This is a genomic window from Halomonas alkalisoli, assembly GCF_021412585.1.
Taxonomy (GTDB): domain Bacteria; phylum Pseudomonadota; class Gammaproteobacteria; order Pseudomonadales; family Halomonadaceae; genus Halomonas; species Halomonas alkalisoli.
The window spans coordinates 1-16,778 of record NZ_JAKCMI010000004.1 but is presented as its reverse complement, the minus strand read 5'-3'; the positions used below and the strand labels follow the sequence as shown (position 1 = coordinate 16,778).

Here is a 16,778-nt window from a genome sequence, read left to right as displayed (position 1 = left end):
AATCTCTCCACCGACGGTGCCACGCCGCTGTTGGAGTATCTTCAGATCACGACTGGAGGCCGAAGGACTCCCGGCGGTGTTGCCGGTGCTGGCGATTTCCACCAACGTTACCGCCTCCTCCGAGGCGCCTATCGGCGCCAGTCGCGACGCGGAGCGGCGCTCCAACAATGATACTTTCCACTGGCGGTGTTGCCGATGCTGGCGACAAAACGCCACAAAATGATTACACGCTCTGTTGGTCACGACCTACAACAAGGTCCGCAAATAGCTTACCGACATATTAGCCCAGTCAAATACTCTGAACTGAGCCAGCCCAACATGAGCTTTCATAATGACAACGTCCGGTATGCGCGCTCTCAGAGCAGGCCGTCGCTCGATTCCCGGCCACTATTACCACATTACTCTCGTGACGCGCCGTCGCTATCCGTTCTTTGAAGACTTTCGTACCGCCTGCAAGGCGTGTCGTGCCTTTTCGATTTCCACACTAGATACGCAGTGCGAGACGCAGTCCTTTGTCGTCATGCCCGACCATGTCCATTGGCTGCTGCAGTTGAAAGGTGATCTCGCGCATGCCGTCAGGATATATAAATCCCATGTCTCGATGTCGGTCGGGCTGCGGGTGTGGGATACCGGGTATTACGACCGTGCCCTGCGCTCCGATGAGGATATTCGCACCGTGGCGCGGTATATCGTCGCCAATCCGTTACGGGCAGGGCTGGTGGAGAATATCGGGGACTATCCCTATTGGGATGCGATATGGCTGGATTGATGATTATTAACTGTTGGAGCAGCTTTAGCTCGCGACCGCGGTGTTGCCGGTGCTGGCGATTACCACCAACGTTACCGCCTCCGCCGAGGCGCCTAGCGGCGCCAGTCGCGATGCGGAGCAGCGCTCCAACAGCTGCTTTCTCCTGCCGTGTTAGGCGATTGGTACCCTGTCGGAGTATCTTCAGATCACGACTGGAGGCCGAAGGACTCCCGGCGGTGTTGCCAATGCTGGCGACTACTGCTGCCGTTGCAGCCTCCGCCAAGGCGCCTGACGGCGCCAGTCGCGATGCGGGGCAGCGCTCCAACAGCTGTTTTCTCACCGACCGCAACTGCCGCCAAGGCGCCTGACGGCGCCAGTCGCGATGCGGAGCGGCGCTCCAACAATGATTCTCTCCACCAATGCGAACCACGCCGCTGTAGGAGTATCTTTAGATCGCGACTGGAGGCCGAAGGACTCCCGGCGGGGTTGCCCAGCCTAGCCCAGATCCCGCATCAGCAGCGCGTATTCGATACGCTCCGGTTCGATGGGCTCGCCGGGGATGGGGATGCGAACGATGTGGCCGGAGCCGGGGGCGGCGCCGACGGCTTCGCCGTGCTTGTTCTCGATGTGTTCGAGGGTGAAGCGGCGGTTGCCGCCGGGCAGCATCAGTTCCATGCCGTCGCCGACTTCGAAGCGGTTCTTGACGTCGATTTCCATGACGCCGCGGCCGGGGTCGTAGCCTATCACTTCGCCGACGAACTGCTGGTGCACGCCGACGGAGTTGCCCTGCTGGTAGTTCTGGTACTCGTCGTGGACGTGGCGGCGGTAGAAGCCTTCGGTGTAGCCACGGTTGGCGAGGTTGTCGAGTTCGTCCATCAGGCGCATGTCGAAGGGCCGGCCGGCGACGGCGTCGTCGATGGCGCGGCGATAGACCTGGGCGGTGCGGGCGACGTAGTAGTGGGACTTGGTGCGCCCTTCGATCTTCAGCGAGGTGACACCCATCTGGGTGAGCTGCGGCACGTGCTGAACGGCGCGCAGGTCCTTGGAGTTCATGATGTAAGTGCCGTGCTCGTCCTCGAAGACCGGCATCAGCTCGCCCGGACGGGTGCGATCCTCGATCAGCGCCGAGAGTTCGTCCTGCCCTTCCACGCCGCCGGCGGTGGCGGTACTTTCGGCCACTTCGGCAAGCTCGGCGCTGCCACCGCCGGAGGCGATCAGTCCACCCTGGTCCGGGGTCCACACCCCGCTACCGGCGTGGGCACGGGCGGAGTTGGCCGGCACCAGGTCGCCTGTCTCATCGTGGGAAGCGGCCACGGTGTTGTACTTCCAGCGACAGGCGTTGGTGCAGGTGCCCTGGTTGGGGTCGCGGTGGTTGAAGTAGCCGGACAGCAGGCAACGGCCGGAATAGGCGATGCACAGGGCGCCGTGGACGAAGGTCTCGATCTCCAGGTCGGGGCACTCGGCGCGGATCTCGCCGATCTCGGCCAGCGACAGTTCCCGGGAGAGGATGATGCGGCTGATGCCCTGCTTCTGCCAGAACCGGGCCGCGGCGTAGTTGACCACGTTGGACTGCACCGAGAGGTGGATCACCTGGTCGGGCCAGCGATCGCGCACCATCATGATCAGCCCGGGGTCGGACATGATCAGCGCATCGGGCCCGGCTTCGATCACCGGCTCCATATCGCGCAGGTAGGTCTTGAGCTTGCTGTTGTGCGGCGCGATGTTGGAGGCGACGTAGAACTGCTTGCCCCGCTCGTGGGCGTAGGCGATGCCCTTGTGCAGGTTGTCGACCTTGAAGTCGTTGTTGCGCGCGCGCAGCGAGTAGCGTGGCTGGCCGGCGTAGACGGCATCGGCGCCGTAGGCGAAGGCGTAGCGCATGTTCTTGAACGTCCCCGCGGGGGACAGCAGTTCAGGGGCTTTCATAAGGTCACCGTTTTCAGGACGATGGCACCAGGCGCTAGCTGAGCTTCTTTGCGCTTGTCGGTTTCAGCGCTCGATTAGTTTCAGATAGCCCCCTGGATGCTTGGGAGAGGGGCGGGAATCTTAGCAACTGGCGCCGGTCCTGGCCAGATTTCGTCCAATTGCGTAAACTTGGCCCGCGCCGGACCGGACCCCGGCCAGCGGCTTTCACCGAGAGCCGCCCGATAAATTCTCCGACAACGAGTTTCCCATGACCCAGTCCGCGACTTCCCCCGTTCCCGCTACCGTGGTGATCTACTCCGGTGGCATGGATTCCTTTACCGTACTGCACCGCGCCCTGCGCGAGGGGCTGGCGGTACATGCCCTCTCCTTCGACTATGGCCAGCGCCACGCCCGCGAGCTCGAGGTGGCCGCCCACGTCTGCCGCGAGCTCGACGTGCCGCATCAGGTGGTCGACATTCGCGCCATCCATGGCCTGATCGACAATTCGGCCCTGACCGATGCCAGCCGCGACATGCCCGATGGCGACTACGCTAGCGACAACCTGAGTGCCACGGTGGTGCCCAACCGCAACATGATCCTGCTGTCGCTGGCCATCGCCAAGGCGGTGAACATCGGCGCCGGACGCGTGGACTACGGCGCCCACGGCGGTGACCATGTGCTCTACCCCGACTGCCGGCCCGAGTTCGTCGAGCGCATGAATGCGGTGGCGGGTATCGCCAACTTCGAGCCGGTGCGGATCCATGCGCCCTACCTGGGTTCGACCAAGGCGGACATCCTCGCCGATGGCCTGGCCATGGGGCTCGACTACGCCGATACCTGGACCTGCTACCTGGGCCAGGAACTCGCCTGTGGCCGGTGTGGCAGCTGCCGTGAGCGCCTCGCGGCCTTTGCCGCCAATGGCGCCACCGACCCGCTCGGTTATTTACAGCGGTCCGAAACCGACGCGCCGGCTTCCACGGAGGCGCCCGATGTATAGCGTCAAGGAGGCCTTCTATACGCTGCAGGGGGAAGGCGGCCAGGCCGGGCGTGCCAGCGTGTTCTGCCGTTTCACCGGCTGCAATTTGTGGTCGGGCCGCGAACGAGACCGCGCCACCGCGGCCTGCACCTTCTGCGATACCGACTTCCTCGGCACCGACGGCCAGAACGGCGGTCGCTTCCGTGATGCCGACGCCCTGGCCGACCACCTGACCGCGCTGTGGCCCGACCAGGATGGGGTGGCGACCCCCTATGTGGTGTTCACCGGCGGCGAGCCGCTGCTGCAGCTCGACGAGGCGCTGATCGACGCCATGCACCGCCGGGGCTTCGAGGTGGCGGTGGAAACCAATGGCACCATCGCGCCGCCGCGGGGCATCGACTGGCTCTGCGTCAGCCCCAAGGGAGCGACGGAGCTGGCAGTGACCGGCGGCGACGAGATCAAGCTGGTCTACCCCCAGCAGGACGCGCCGCCGGAGCGCTTCCAAACGCTCGGCTTCAACCACTTCTTTCTGCAGCCGATGGACAGCGCCCCGCTGGGTAGGCGGGAGAGCCACATTGGCGCCACCGTGGCCTACTGCCTGGCCCATCCGCAGTGGCGCCTGTCGCTGCAGACTCACAAGATTGCGGGGTTCGACTAATGACGCTTTTCGTCAACCGCCTGAGCCATCTCGATGTCTCTCTGTGGTCTCCCCAGCATGGCTTGATCGGCGCCAGCTGGCACGTGGATGCCGAGCTCGACGGCGAGCTTGGCGAGGATGGCATGCTGTTCGACTTCGGCGAGGTCAAGCCGTGGATCAAGTCGCGCCTGGATGGCGGCGCCGACCATACGCTGCTGATTCCGACGAAGGCGCCCGGCCTGGAAATCTTCGAGTGCAGCGAAGGGCTCTGCGTGCGCGCCACCCAGCCCTACTCCATGGAGGTTCGCGCACCGCGACAGGCCTTTACCCTGCTGCCGTGGCCGGCCATTACCACCGAGCGACTGGCCGAGCTGCTGGCAGACGAAATGATGAAGCGCCCCCCGCCTCGGGTGACCGACATTCGGCTGCGCCTTCGCGATGAGGTGATCGACGGGGCCGCCTACACCTATAGCCATGGGCTCAAGCGCCATGCGGGCAACTGCCAGCGCATCGCCCACGGGCACCGCTCCCGCCTGCATATCTGGCAGCGCGGCGTGCGTATGCCGGGGCTGGAGGCGGAATGGGCCGAGCGCCTGGGAGATCGCTACCTGGTCGACGCGGCGGACATCGCCACCGGCACCGATTCCGTGGTGCGCGGCATGATGACCAGCCGCTACCGCGCAGAGCAAGGCCGCTTCATGATCCGGCTGCCCACGGAGCGTTGCCTCACCCTACCCACCCCCACCACGGTGGAACATATCGCCGGCTGGCTGGCACGGCAGATCACCGAGGAAACCGGGCGCGCCACGCGGGTCCAGGCCTTCGAGGGGGTCGATAAGGGAGCGATTGCCGAGGCACAGCCTTGAGCGAGGAAACAGCCTTGAGCGGGGAAACAGCCTTGAGCGCCTGCCGCCCCGGCTGCGGCGCCTGCTGCATTGCGCCGTCGATCAGCTCGGCGATCCCCGGCATGCCCGAAGGCAAGCCGGCCGGGGTACGCTGCGTGCAGCTCGACGAGAACAACCTGTGCCGGCTGTTCGGCGACCCGCGGCGCCCGGCCGTGTGTGAACGCTTCGACTACGACCACTCCCTGTGCGGAGACGATCGCGAACAGGCGCTGGAGCGAATCACCGCCCTGGAGCAGGCGACCTGACGCTGCGGCCTCCGCCGGGGCGCCTATCGGCGCCAGTCGCGATGCGGAGCAGCGCTCCAACAGCGAATCTCTCCACTGACGGTGCCACGCCGCTGTTGGAGCATCTTTAGATCGCGACTGGAGGCCGCAGGCCTCCCGGCGGTGTTGCCGGTGTGTGCGACAACCACTGACGCTACGGCCTCCGCCGAGGCGCCTGCCGGCGCCAGTCGCGATGCGGAGCAGCGCTCCAACAATGATTCTCTCCACCAACGCGAACCTCGCCGCTGTAGGAGAAGCTTTAGCTCACGACTGGAGGCCGCAGGCCTCCCGGCGGTGTTGGAAATGTTGCGGTTATCGCCGTGGCGGCGGCCTCCGCCAAGGCGCCTGACGGCGCCAGTCGCGATGCAGAGCAGCGCTCCAACAGCTGCTCTTTCATGCCACGGTGGTGACTGCCAGGGCGCCTGACGGCGCCAGTCGCGATGCAGAGCAGCGCTCCAACAGCTGTTCTTTCATACCACGGTGGTGGCCAAGGCGCCTGCCGCGATGGGAGCTCGGAGCGCCGAACCGAGCACTACGTTGAGTTCACCGATGCAGCCAGCAGGCCGAGAGGTGGTGGCGCCGGGGTTCGAAGTCGGGCGGGTCTTCGGCGTCGCACAGGCCTGCCATGAAGTGCGGGCATCGTGGATGAAAGCGACACGCCGCCGGCGGGTGCAGCAGGCTGGGAGGCTCGCCGGCGGGAACCTCGCGCTGCCGGCTGGCGTTGGTCGCATCGGGGTCGGCGATCGCCGCGAGCAGCGCCTGGGTATAGGGGTGCTGGGGGTGATCGAGCAGGTCATCCACCGGGGCGCTCTCCACCACTCGCCCGGCGTACATCACGAAGATCCGCTCGGCGAAGTGGCGCACGGTGGAGAGGTCGTGGGTGATGAAGGCCAGGGTCAGCTCGCGCTTGGCCTGGATCCCCCTCAGCAGGTTGAGGATCTCCACTCGAACCGAGGCGTCGAGCATCGAGACCGGCTCGTCGGCGATGATCATGGCCGGCGCCAGGATCAACGCCCGAGCGATCACCACCCGCTGCTGCTGGCCGCCGCTGAGCATGTGCGGGAACTTGCCGAGGTACTCGTCGGGCGGCGATAGCCGTACCTCCTCGAGTACCGCGCGGATGCGCTGCTCGCGCTCTTCCCGATCCTTGACCCCGTGGATGATCAGCGGCTCGGCAAGAATCCGCCGCACGTCCAGAAACGGCGGCAACGCGCCGTAGGGATCCTGCTGCACATAGCCCACCTTGGCGCGATACGCCTTGAGCTCGCGGGCATCAAGCTCATCCAGCGAACGCCCGTCGAAGCGCACCTCGCCTTGGGTGGGGCGGTGCAACCCCAGCAGGGTGCGGGCCAGCGAACTCTTGCCGCAGCCGCTCTCGCCGACGAAGGCCACCGCCTCGCCGTGGGCGAGTTCGAAGGTGACACCGTCCACCGCATGAACGGCGCCCACGCGCAGGAAGCCCCACTGGCGCAGCTCGAACCAGGTGTGCAGGTCGCTGACCGAGAGCAGAGACGGCGAGGCACGCCCTGTCGCTAGGCTGGGGTCCTGGATCGTAGTCATGTCCCCCCTCCTTCGGTTCTGCCGCCATGATCGCGCCGATCATCGCCAAACAGCCAGCAGCTCACCCGACGCCGTTCGCCGATGCGGATCGACTCGGGGTCCCGGGCACAGCGCGCGAAGCGATGCGGGCAGCGCTCGGCGAATCGGCAGCCGCCGGGGGGATCGAACAGGCTGGGGGGCTGCCCGGGGATCGCTTCCGGCCGCTGGCGCTGGCGCAGTCGCGGCACGCTGGCCATCAGCATCCGCGAATAGGGGTGGGCCGGCTCGTTGAAGAAGTCTCCGGCGTCAGCGACCTCCACGAGCTGGCCGGCATACATCAGTGCCACCCGATCGGCGAGCTCGCTGGAGGTCGCCACATCGTGGGTGATCAGGATGAAGCTGGTGCCCAGTTCGCGCTTGACGCGCTTCAGGGCGTTCATGATGCTCGCCTGGGTCAGCACGTCCAGCGCTGAGGTGGGCTCGTCGAGGATCACCAGCTCGGGCTCGGCAACCAGCGCCATGGCCAACACCGCCCGCTGGCGCATGCCGCCGGAGAGCTCGAAGGGGTAGCGGGTCATGAAGTCCGTGGAGATGCCGACCAGGGTGAAGACCTCCGCCGCTCGCGCCAGGGCCCGCGCTCGAGACCAGCCGCGCAGTACCCGCAGCGGCTCGGCGACCTGTTGGCCTACCTTGACCACCGGGTTGAGCGCGTTCATCGAGGCCTGCATCACCATCGCCATGCGCGACCATTGCACCTCGCGCCGGAAGCGCTCGTCGGACAGGGTGCCAAGCTCGGTCTCACCCAGCGTGACCCGTCCGCCGGTATGGTGGATATTGCGCGGCAGTACTCGCATCAGCAGCTTGGCCAGCGAGCTCTTGCCACAGCCGGATTCGCCCAGTACCACCAGCGCCTCGTTGCGCCGCAGCTCGAAGCTCACCCCGTCCACGGCACGCACCACGCCGCGACGAGTCTGGTAGTGCAGTGCCAGGTCGTCCACGCGCAGCAGGGTCGACTCGCGCATCACAGGCTCCTCAGTCGCGGATTGAAGACCCGATCCAGGGCGAAACCGAGCATGGCAAAGCCCAGCCCGGTGAGCATCAGCAGCACCGCCGGCGACACCACCCAGTAGTAGTAGCCGTTGTAGAGCGCGCTCTGGGACTGGGCGTCGTTGAGCACCTTGCCCCAGGTGGGCAGTACCGGGTCGCCCAGCCCCAGCACCGCCAGCGAGGCCTCCAGGAACACGAAGGTCGGAATCAGCGTGACGAAGGTGGGGATCAGCACCGGCAGGATGCGCGGGATCATGTAGCGCATCACGATGCGCAGGTTGCCGGCACCGTAGGCCTGGGCCGCCTCGATGTAGGGCGCCTCGCGGATCGGCAGCAGCATCGCCCGGTACATCTTGATACCGGCACTGAAGATGCCCAGCACCACTACCACCCCGAGCATCAGCCAGATGCTGGTGGAGTAGAGGGTGCCGACCATCACCAGGATCGGCAGCAGCGGCAGGATCATGTTCACCTCGGTGAGCCGCTGGATGGTGGCATCCACCCAGCCACGGTACCAGACGCCCACCGCAGCGATGATCAGGGTGGTAATGGTGGTGCCCACCGCCGCCAGCAGGCCGAAGGCCAGTGCCACCGGGGTGCCCCACATCAGCGCCAGGCTGAGCTCGCGCCGCTGGTGATCGGTGCCGGCGATGCCATGTACCCGGCCATAGAGCACCAGCTCGGCGTCGATGCCCGCCTGCTCATCGAAAACCACGGCGTCCAGCATCAGCGTATAGCGGCCCGGCTGTACCTGAGGCTGTGCGCCAGCGTCGGCATCGGGCTCCGCCAACAACCCGATATGCGGCACCAGACCGCCCAGCCGGCGCTCCAGGGCCCGGTCCTGGGAGAGCGAGATCCGGTGATCCCGGCCGATGCGGTAGCCGCCCAGCATGAGTTCACGACCATCCGGTGCCTGCCACAGCAGGCGTGCGAAGGGACGCTGCTCGTGCCCCTCGGCGCGCAGGAACAGGTTGATCTCGCTGGGAAAGCCCTCGTAGTCATAGTCGAAGGCCAGGGACATGCGCAGGCGACGCCCGCCCTCGAAGGGAGCCTCCTCGACCTCGGCCGCATCGCTGTCGATCACCAGGGTGCTCGGCTGGCGCCCACCGACCAGGCGATCGGCCCACAGCGAACCGGCGTTGACCGGATGCAGCTGCCAGGGTTCGCCGCCACGCCATTTGTCCAGCGCCTCGGAGTACGGAATGGCAATCACGGTATAGAGCGACAGCCCCACCAGCACGGCAATGATCGCCATGCCCACCAGCGCCGAGGGATAGCGGCGCAGCTCTTCCCAGTGCTCTCGCCAGCGCACGCCGATCATCGCCGCCCTCCTTCGATGCGCACCCGCGGGTCGAGCAGTGCATAGAGGATGTCGAGCAGGAACACCGTCACCGCCAGCAGGTAGGCGAAGATCACCACCCCGCCGATGATCACCGGGGTATCGCGGTGGCCGATGGCCTGGAACAGCAGCGAACCCAGCCCCGGCCAGTTGAACACCTGCTCGAGGATGATGGCGCCGCTCCACAGGCCGATCAGCATCAACAGGAAGCTGGTGATGATCGGCGACAGGGTCGGGCGCAGGATATAGCGCCGCTCGATCAGGTTCGACGGCAGCCCCTTGGCGCGGGCCATTTCCACGTAGTCCTCGCTGGAGTGGATCAGAAAGAAGGTGCGCCAGGAGTAGATAGAGATGAAGATCGACGACAGGAACATGGCGAGGAGCGGCAGCAGCATGTGGCGCAGCACACTGGCGGCGTACTCCCAGCGGTCTGCGGGGGGCGGTGCGGTGACCATGCCGCCGGCCGGCAGTACCGGCACCACGAAGGCGAAGACCAGGATCAGGAAGATCCCGTAGAACCAGCCCGGTGCCGCCGAGGTCGGTGCCAGCGCGATCACGCTGCGATCCAGCGCGCTGCCGTAGCGCCTGGACAGGAACAGCGCCGCGAACACCGAGACGAAGAACACCAGCAGGTTGGCGCTGCCGAACAGCAGCAGTGTCGCCGGCAACCGCTCGACGATGATGTCGTAGACCTCCCGCGAGCCCCGGTCGCTGTGCATCTGCTCGGCGCGTCCCAGATCGAGGCGCATGGCTCGCTGCAGGTAGTCGACGCTGCGCACCACGAACGGCTGGTCCAGGCGCAGCCGCTCCACCTCCTGCGACACCTGACGCGCGATCAGCTCATTGCGCTCGGTTGGCGTCAGATCCTGGAAGGCCGGGTCGGCGCGCACCGCCTCAGACGCCTGGCTGCGGATCTGCACGAGACGCAGTTCATCCACCTGGCCACCCATGTTGGCAATGATGATGGTCAGGTAGACGCCAACCAGAACGGTGAACAGCAGCGCCAGTAGCCGCTTGCCGGCATACAGCAGCATGTGCCGCAGGTCGCGCAGCATACCGCGGCCGGGCGGCGGAGCCATCGGCGAGTCGTTCATCGCGCCTCCTCCATGCCGCCGGGCGGCACCGTGGCAAACACATGGGAGGCGAAGGCCGGCAACGCCACGCGGCGGCTGGTAACGGCGAGTTCCAAGCTGTTGGCACCGACACCCAGCGTGGCCAGGGCCTCCGCAGACAACCCGATGCGCCACTGCCCCTCGCCCCGGGCCTCCGCCTGGCCACGGCGGGCCAGTTCGCCGCGGCCGTCGAACAGCAGGTACTGCACCTGCTCGATGGCCTCCTGGGGATAGGGCTCGCCCTCGAAGGTCACGAACAGCTGGAATTCGGCGTCCTCCAGCCCCTCCCCGCCACCGGCGGCCAGAGGGCCGTTACCCACCGGGCCTATCCCCACTCGGGCGCTCTCCACCACCATGGGGCCATCCAGCGTCAACTCCGGCACCATGGGCGTGGTGAAGCGCAGCCACTTGTCGGCCGGGTCCGGGAAGTCGACGAAGCGGCGCAGTACCAAGCTGCCCGCCACCGGATGCACCGAGTGCAGCTGGAAGGGCCCGTTGCCGATCCAGAAGTGGCCGCGCTCGGCGTGCCAGTCGGCCAGCGCAGCGTAGCGCGTGGCGATCTCGTCATCATCGAGCCACTCGCCCAGCACCTCGGGATAGAGTCGCGTGCCGCGCTCGCGGGCTTCGCGCAGGTGGCGCTCGAGAACCGGCAGGCTCGGGCCCGCCACCAGGCTCATCCAGTCCACCTGCAGGCGATCGGCCTTGTTGGAGGAGAATGCCAGTTCACCGCGCTGTTCGGCGAGGATGCCCAGGGTCAGGGTATGCCAGGGAGTCGCCGTCGGCGCGCGGGCCGCCACGATGGTCTCGGCATCGGGGTAGATCTGATCGCTGTAGATCTCGATGACCAGCGGGTCCTCGGCGACGATGCGCCAGCCGCGAAAGTGGCGCTGGAAGGCCTCGAACACCGGCAGGTGGGCAATATCGAACAGCCGGCTCTGCTCGTCGGCGCGCTCGAAGATCAGGATCCAGGGCAGTACGAAATCGGCCAACGACAGTCGCGAGCCATCGTGCCAGCGCTGCTCGAACAGCGTCTCCTCGTAGTGCACCCGCACCCGAGTGCGCGCGGTGATGCCTTCGGGGTGCCGCCCGCCGGCGGTGACGAAGCGACCGGCCTCGGCGTTCCAGTCGATCCAGGCCTCCTCGGGCACCGCGATGCTCTCGGACTGGTCAACGCTCAGCCAGTCCAGGGTACGCTCCACCGGCACACCCTCCTGAATGGTGACCTCGGCCGCCGCGAGCCGCTGGGGCAGGTAGAGCCCGGTAAAGGGGTCGGGCATCACCACCGGGTCCTGGGTGGCGCGGATCAGCATCTGGTCGGAAATCCAGTTGCTACCCGCCACCGGGTTCCAGGGTTCGGTGAGGATCCCCGGGGTGCCGAACACCATCTCGCCACCCACCCGATCGGTATAGCGCAGGGTGTAGGGCCACAGCGCCGAGCCGGAGAGCCCGCCGGCCAGGTCCACCGCCACCTCGACATTAGCGGCCCGGGCCGAGGCGTTGAGCTGGTCCACCAGCCAGATACGCACCGAATCCTCCAGCGACAGTTCCAGGGCCCGCGCCATCATCGCCTGGCGCTCCTCCCAGGTCGCGTAGTCGCGGCGCTGCAGGCGGTCGGCCAGCTCGTCGAACTCCGGCGCAGGCGTGTAGGCCTGCCACAGCGGCTCGGCGCGGCCCCGAGGGGTGTAGTAGAAACTGAAGCCCTCGGCCTGGTCGCGCTGAATGACGATGGTGATCCAGCTGCCGGTGTAGAGGTGCCAGTGCCCGGCGCGGGGGTCGCTGGCGATCCAGAGGCGCGAGGCCTCCTCGGCGGTGCGATAACGCCGCTCGACGGCGAAGCCGAGATCTTCCATCAGGTTGGCGATGTAGTCGCCGATTCGCCGACGCTCGTCTTCGGTGCGGATCAGCACCCGCAAGCGTACCGGCTCGTCCCGGTACCACCACTGCCCCTGCTCGAAGCGTGCGCCCAGGCCCTCCATTTCGCGGTGGATCACCTCGGTGGCGGCCTCCGGGTCATGGGCATAGCGCAGTTCCAGCTCACGCGCCACATCGGCCAGGCGCGCATAGTCGGGAAAGGCGGTGGAGAGCGGCAGGTAACGGGGCACCGCCAGGCCGCCGAAGATCTCCTCGGCAATATAGCGACGGTCGATCAGGCGATTGAGCGCCTCGCGGATCGCCGGCACATGGAAGGGGTTGAGCTCGCCCCCCGCCAGCTCCGGGCCCACCGGATTGATCGTCAGCTCGCTTGAGGTGCCGTAGGAGAGATCGTAGGCGGTATGCAGTGAGTCGCGGAGCCGGTTGAAAACCGTGGGGCTTGAGATGCCCTGGGTGAAGACCTGGTGGGACCCCGCCTCGATCAGCCCGGTGACCCGCCCGACATCCGCCTCGCGGGTGAACACGACCTGATCCACCATGGCCCCACGCCGGCCCTGAAGGTCCGTTTCGTCGAGGCCGTTACCCGCCGTCGGCGCCTGTCGGGGGGGATCCGTAGGCGCCGGACGCAAGGCGACAGCGAGCACCCCTACGAGCAGCAGCGCGCTCATTCCCAGTACGACACCTTTCCACATGATGCCACCGATTCAGTCAGCTCAACGCTGGGGTCTGTCATGGAAAATTCACTTTCCGTTACCTTTACCCTAGCAGGCCGTCGGGTTTTCGATAACGTCGTGAGATGCGCGCACCATGCCGTTACTACTGGGACGTCGCGGTTATCGCCGCGGTGGCTGCCTCCGCCGAGGCGCCTGGCGGCGCCAGTCGCGACGCAAAGCGGCGCTCCAACAAGGTCGGCGACTACCTCACTGTCGGAGCATCTTTAGATCGCGACTGGAGGCCGCAGGCCTCCCGGCGGTGTTGGGAATGTTGCGGTTATCGCCGTGGCGGCGGCCTCCGCCGAGGCGCCTGACGGCGCCAGTCGCGATGCGAAGCAGCGCTCCAACAAGGTCGGCGACTACCTCACTGTAGGAGGAAGCTTTAGCTCACGACTGGAGGCCGCAGGCCTCCCGGCGGGGTTGCCCGATGTTGGAGATAACGGATAACGGGGCGACCTCGCGGCAGTGGACCTGGCGCCCGGAGACGCCTACACCTGAGACATGACTCGCGATCCCACACTGACCGGCCGGGGCCCCCTGGCGATGGTCCAATTCCTGGGCCTGGTGCTGCTGGGCGCCATGATCGGCGTCGTCGCCGCACTGGCTGCGGTGGGCTTCGTCAAGGTAGTGCTGTGGCTCAACGAGGTCCTGCTGATATCGCCTCGCAGCCGCATGATGTTCGACCATCCCGGCCTGCTGATCGCCGCCACGGTGATCGTGCCAACGCTTGGTGGCCTGATCGTCGGCCTGATTCACCGTGCCATTCCCGAACGGCGCCCCCATGCCCCGGCGGACATCATCGCCGCGGTACAGACCCGGCGCGGCCGGCTGCCGGCCCGTGCCGGGGGCCTATCGGCGCTGAGCGCCATGATCTCGCTGGGCGCAGGCGCCTCGGTGGGCCAGTACGGTCCCCTGGTCCACCTGGGCGCGACCCTGGGCTCGCTAGGGGCCCGGCTGCTGCGCCTGGGACGCTCGGACGACAACATCACCATTGCCTGCGGCGTGGCAGCCGCCATCGCCACCGCCTTCAACGCGCCGTTGGCTGGCATCGTCTTCGCCCATGAGGTCGTGCTGCGTCACTATGCCCTGCGCGCCTTCGCCCCGGTGGCCGCGGCGGCCATCGTCGGCCATGTGGTGGCCACCACCGTGCTGGCCCAGGGGACCCTCTTCCATGTCGCCGAAACCGCCGTACCGCGGCCCTGGGAGTTCGTGCTCTTCCTGGCCATCGGCGGGCTCGGCGCCTTGATCGCCGGCGCCTACATGCACGCCATTCTCGGCGTCGGGCGACTGGCCGCCCGCCTGCCCATGGCGCCCGCCCTGCGCCCGGCCCTGGCCGGCGCTCTGCTGGGCCTGACCGCTCTCTGGGTGCCGGACATCCTCGGCATGGGTCAGGAGACGCTGCGCTTCGCCACCATCGCCGGTGCCTTCAGCGGCGGCGAACTGCTGCTGGTACTGGTTCTCAAGGTCGCGGCCACCGCCCTCTGCCTGGGCATGGGCTTCAGCGGTGGCGTCTTCAGTCCCGCCCTGGTGATCGGCACCTTGTTCGGTGCCCTGTGCGGCACCCTGGTCGGACACCTCACCGGCGCGCCCCCGGAGACCTTCGTCTTCTATGCCGTCTGTGGCATGGTGGCGGTCACTGCCCCGGTGATCGGGGCACCACTGACCAGCCTGCTGATCGTCTTCGAGCTGACCGGCAACTATGCTCTGACCACCGCCGCCCTGGCCAGCGTGACACTGGCCAGCCCCATCTCGGCCCAGCTGTTCGGCCGCTCGCTGTTCGATATCCAGCTCCGCAAGCGTGGCCTCGACCTATCGGCTGGCCGCGGCCGTGCCCTCCTGCAGGCCACACCGGTAGCTTCGCAACTGAGCCACGAGTGCGTGACCCTGCCCCCGGAAATGCCGGTGAACGAGGCCATCGGCGCCCTGGGGGAGGCGCGCCACGCCGAGGCCTACCTGGTCGATGCACAGGGTCGCTACCATGGCTGCGTGCTGCTCCACGATCTCGAGGCCGCCCAGCGAGCCGGAGGCGCCCGCCAGGCGATTGGCGATGTCGCCGATTCCAAGCGCCCGGTGCTGCGACCCCACAGCTCCCTGTGGGACGCCATGGGGTACCTCGAGGAAGTTACCGGCGAGGCCCTGGCCGTGGTCGACGACAGCCGCGACGATGCCTTCCTGGGGGTGGTCTACGAGGCCCGGATCACCCGCGCCTATCGTACTCACAGCAACGCCCTGCGATGGGAGGAACATGGCAACGGCTAAACGACTGATCCTGGCCCTGGGGGTCGCCCTGATCGGCGTGCCGGCCCTGGCCGAGCCAACGGCGGAGGACGCCCTGGTGGTGCTGAGCTGGGGAGGTGCCTACGAGCGTGCCCAGCACGAGGCGCTGTTCGAGCCCTTCACCGCGGCGACCGGCATCCCGGTGAGAGTCCGCCGCTACGACGGTGGTCTGGAGGCCCTGCGCCGGGCCGTGACCAAGGACGAGGTACCCTGGGACCTGATCGACATGACCCGCAGCGAAGCCATGGCCGCCTGCGAAGAGGGCCTGCTCACGCCGCTGCCCTCCGACCTGGCCGCCCCGGCACCGGACGGAACGCCGGCGGCCCACGATTTCCTGCCCGGCGCCATCGGCCGCTGTGCCCTCACTCATACGGTGTTCGCCACCGTGGTGGCCTATCGCCGCGACGCCTTCCCCGGCCAACGGCCCACCACCATCGCCGATCTCTTCGACCAGCAGCGTTTCCCCGGTCCCCGGGCGCTGCAGCGCACCCCCGCCGTCAATCTGGAGTGGGCCCTGCGCTCCTACCGGGTGCCCCGGGAGGAGCTCTATCGCCTGCTCAGCACTCCGCGCGGCCTGCGCCTGGCCCTGGACCGGCTCGCGGAGCTCGAGTCGATCCACTGGTGGGAGGCCGGCGACGCCCCGCCGCGACTGCTCGCCGAGGGCAAGGTGGTAATGGCCTCGGGCTACAACGGGCGCTTCTTCGACGCCATGCTCCACCAGGATGCCCCCCTCGAGATCCTCTGGGACGGCCAGGTCCAGGAGCACGAGACCTGGGTCATCCCCCGCGGCGCGTCCCGCCCCGAGGCGGCCCGCGAGTTCATTCGCTTCGCCACCACTACCGAGCGCCTCGCCGAGCTGGCACGGCGCATCCCCTACGGCCCCGCGCGCCGCTCGGCCACGCTTCAGGTCACCACCCATCCGGACAGAGAGGTGGACATGCGCCTGCATATCCCCACCCATCCACTGAATGCCGCAGGTGCGATCATCAAGGACGAGGATTGGTACGCCCGCACCCAAGCGCGCCTGAACGACTACTTCGAGGCCTGGCTGGCCACCGACGGCTGCCTCGTCTCCATGAACGAGGCGTGCCTGACGCCCTGAGCCACCGGTCTTACCTGCCAAGCTGAGAAGAGTGACGGCGAGTCGGGCAGCGCTACTACAGCTGTTCTTTCATGCCACGGTGGTGGCCGCCAAGGCGCCTGACGGCGCCAGTCGCGATGCGGAGCAGCGCTCCTACAGCTGCGTTCTCCTACCGTGTTAGGCGATTGCTACCCTGTCGGAGCATCTTTAGATCGCGACTGGAGGCCGCAGGCCTCCCGGCGGTGTTGGAAAGGTTGCGGTTATCGCCGTGGCGGCGGCCTCCGCCGAGGCGCCTGACGGCGCCAGTCGCGATGCGGAGCAGCGCTCCAACAGCTGCCTTTTACTGTCATGGCAGGCGATGACCACC

Annotated in this window: 14 protein-coding genes; 8 read left to right on the top strand and 6 right to left on the bottom strand. The window is 67.1% G+C overall.

All coding sequences use genetic code 11. The features are described 5' to 3' along the window. Positions 1-331: 331 nt before the first annotated feature. Together LY622_RS00285 and LY622_RS22430 are read left to right on the top strand one after the other, a co-directional pair. Complete coding sequence (locus LY622_RS00285; RefSeq protein WP_234289054.1) at positions 332-769, top strand: REP-associated tyrosine transposase; 438 nt, start codon at positions 332-334, stop codon at positions 767-769. A gap of 224 nt (positions 770-993) precedes the next feature. Beyond that, complete coding sequence (locus tag LY622_RS22430; RefSeq protein WP_255761656.1) at positions 994-1,116, top strand: hypothetical protein; 123 nt, start codon at positions 994-996, stop codon at positions 1,114-1,116. A gap of 127 nt (positions 1,117-1,243) precedes the next feature. Here the strand turns inward: LY622_RS22430 and trhP are convergent, their stop codons facing one another. Beyond that, positions 1,244-2,671, bottom strand: a complete 1,428-nt coding sequence (gene trhP / locus LY622_RS00280; protein WP_234289053.1) for a prephenate-dependent tRNA uridine(34) hydroxylase TrhP — start codon at positions 2,669-2,671, stop codon at positions 1,244-1,246. A 247-nt stretch (positions 2,672-2,918) separates the two neighbouring features. Between trhP and queC the strand changes: the two genes are divergently transcribed. The 4 genes from queC to LY622_RS00260 are packed head-to-tail and all read left to right on the top strand — an operon-like array spanning position 2,919 to position 5,413. After that, the gene (gene queC / locus LY622_RS00275; protein WP_234289052.1) at positions 2,919-3,647 is read left to right on the top strand and encodes a 7-cyano-7-deazaguanine synthase QueC; all 729 of its coding nucleotides are present in this window, start codon (positions 2,919-2,921) and stop codon (positions 3,645-3,647) included. Further along, positions 3,640-4,284, top strand: coding sequence for a 7-carboxy-7-deazaguanine synthase (gene queE / locus LY622_RS00270; RefSeq protein WP_234289051.1), 645 nt, complete (start codon positions 3,640-3,642; stop codon positions 4,282-4,284). The genes queC and queE overlap by 8 nt, the downstream gene beginning before the upstream one ends. Beyond that, positions 4,284-5,129 (top strand): 6-pyruvoyl trahydropterin synthase family protein, encoded by an 846-nt coding sequence (locus tag LY622_RS00265; RefSeq protein WP_234289050.1) that lies wholly within the window; start codon positions 4,284-4,286, stop codon positions 5,127-5,129. The genes queE and LY622_RS00265 overlap by 1 nt, the downstream gene beginning before the upstream one ends. 14 nt (positions 5,130-5,143) lie before the next feature. Then, positions 5,144-5,413 carry a YkgJ family cysteine cluster protein gene (locus tag LY622_RS00260; protein ID WP_234289049.1) on the top strand — a complete coding sequence of 90 codons (270 nt, stop codon included), beginning with the start codon at positions 5,144-5,146 and terminating at the stop codon, positions 5,411-5,413. A 561-nt stretch (positions 5,414-5,974) separates the two neighbouring features. On the opposite strand, the gene LY622_RS00255 is transcribed toward LY622_RS00260, so the two are convergent. From LY622_RS00255 to LY622_RS00235, 5 genes are read right to left on the bottom strand one after another with little or no spacing between them, the layout of a single operon-like run. After that, complete coding sequence (locus tag LY622_RS00255) at positions 5,975-6,991, bottom strand: ABC transporter ATP-binding protein (protein WP_234289048.1); 1,017 nt, start codon at positions 6,989-6,991, stop codon at positions 5,975-5,977. After that, positions 6,988-7,992: an ABC transporter ATP-binding protein gene (locus tag LY622_RS00250; RefSeq protein ID WP_234289047.1), complete on the bottom strand. Its 1,005-nt coding sequence runs from the start codon at positions 7,990-7,992 to the stop codon at positions 6,988-6,990. The genes LY622_RS00255 and LY622_RS00250 overlap by 4 nt, the downstream gene beginning before the upstream one ends. After that, positions 7,992-9,338, bottom strand: coding sequence for an ABC transporter permease (locus LY622_RS00245; RefSeq protein WP_234289046.1), 1,347 nt, complete (start codon positions 9,336-9,338; stop codon positions 7,992-7,994). The genes LY622_RS00250 and LY622_RS00245 overlap by 1 nt, the downstream gene beginning before the upstream one ends. Continuing rightward, positions 9,335-10,450 (bottom strand): ABC transporter permease, encoded by a 1,116-nt coding sequence (locus tag LY622_RS00240; RefSeq protein ID WP_234289045.1) that lies wholly within the window; start codon positions 10,448-10,450, stop codon positions 9,335-9,337. Before LY622_RS00240 ends, LY622_RS00245 begins: the two co-directional genes overlap by 4 nt. Further along, complete coding sequence (locus tag LY622_RS00235) at positions 10,447-13,032, bottom strand: ABC transporter substrate-binding protein (RefSeq protein WP_234289044.1); 2,586 nt, start codon at positions 13,030-13,032, stop codon at positions 10,447-10,449. Before LY622_RS00235 ends, LY622_RS00240 begins: the two co-directional genes overlap by 4 nt. 522 nt (positions 13,033-13,554) lie before the next feature. Here LY622_RS00235 and LY622_RS00230 point away from each other — a divergent pair. After that, positions 13,555-15,312, top strand: coding sequence for a chloride channel protein (locus LY622_RS00230; protein ID WP_234289043.1), 1,758 nt, complete (start codon positions 13,555-13,557; stop codon positions 15,310-15,312). Then, positions 15,299-16,432, top strand: a complete 1,134-nt coding sequence (locus LY622_RS00225; RefSeq protein ID WP_234289042.1) for an extracellular solute-binding protein — start codon at positions 15,299-15,301, stop codon at positions 16,430-16,432. Before LY622_RS00230 ends, LY622_RS00225 begins: the two co-directional genes overlap by 14 nt. The last annotated feature ends 346 nt before the right edge of the window (positions 16,433-16,778 follow it).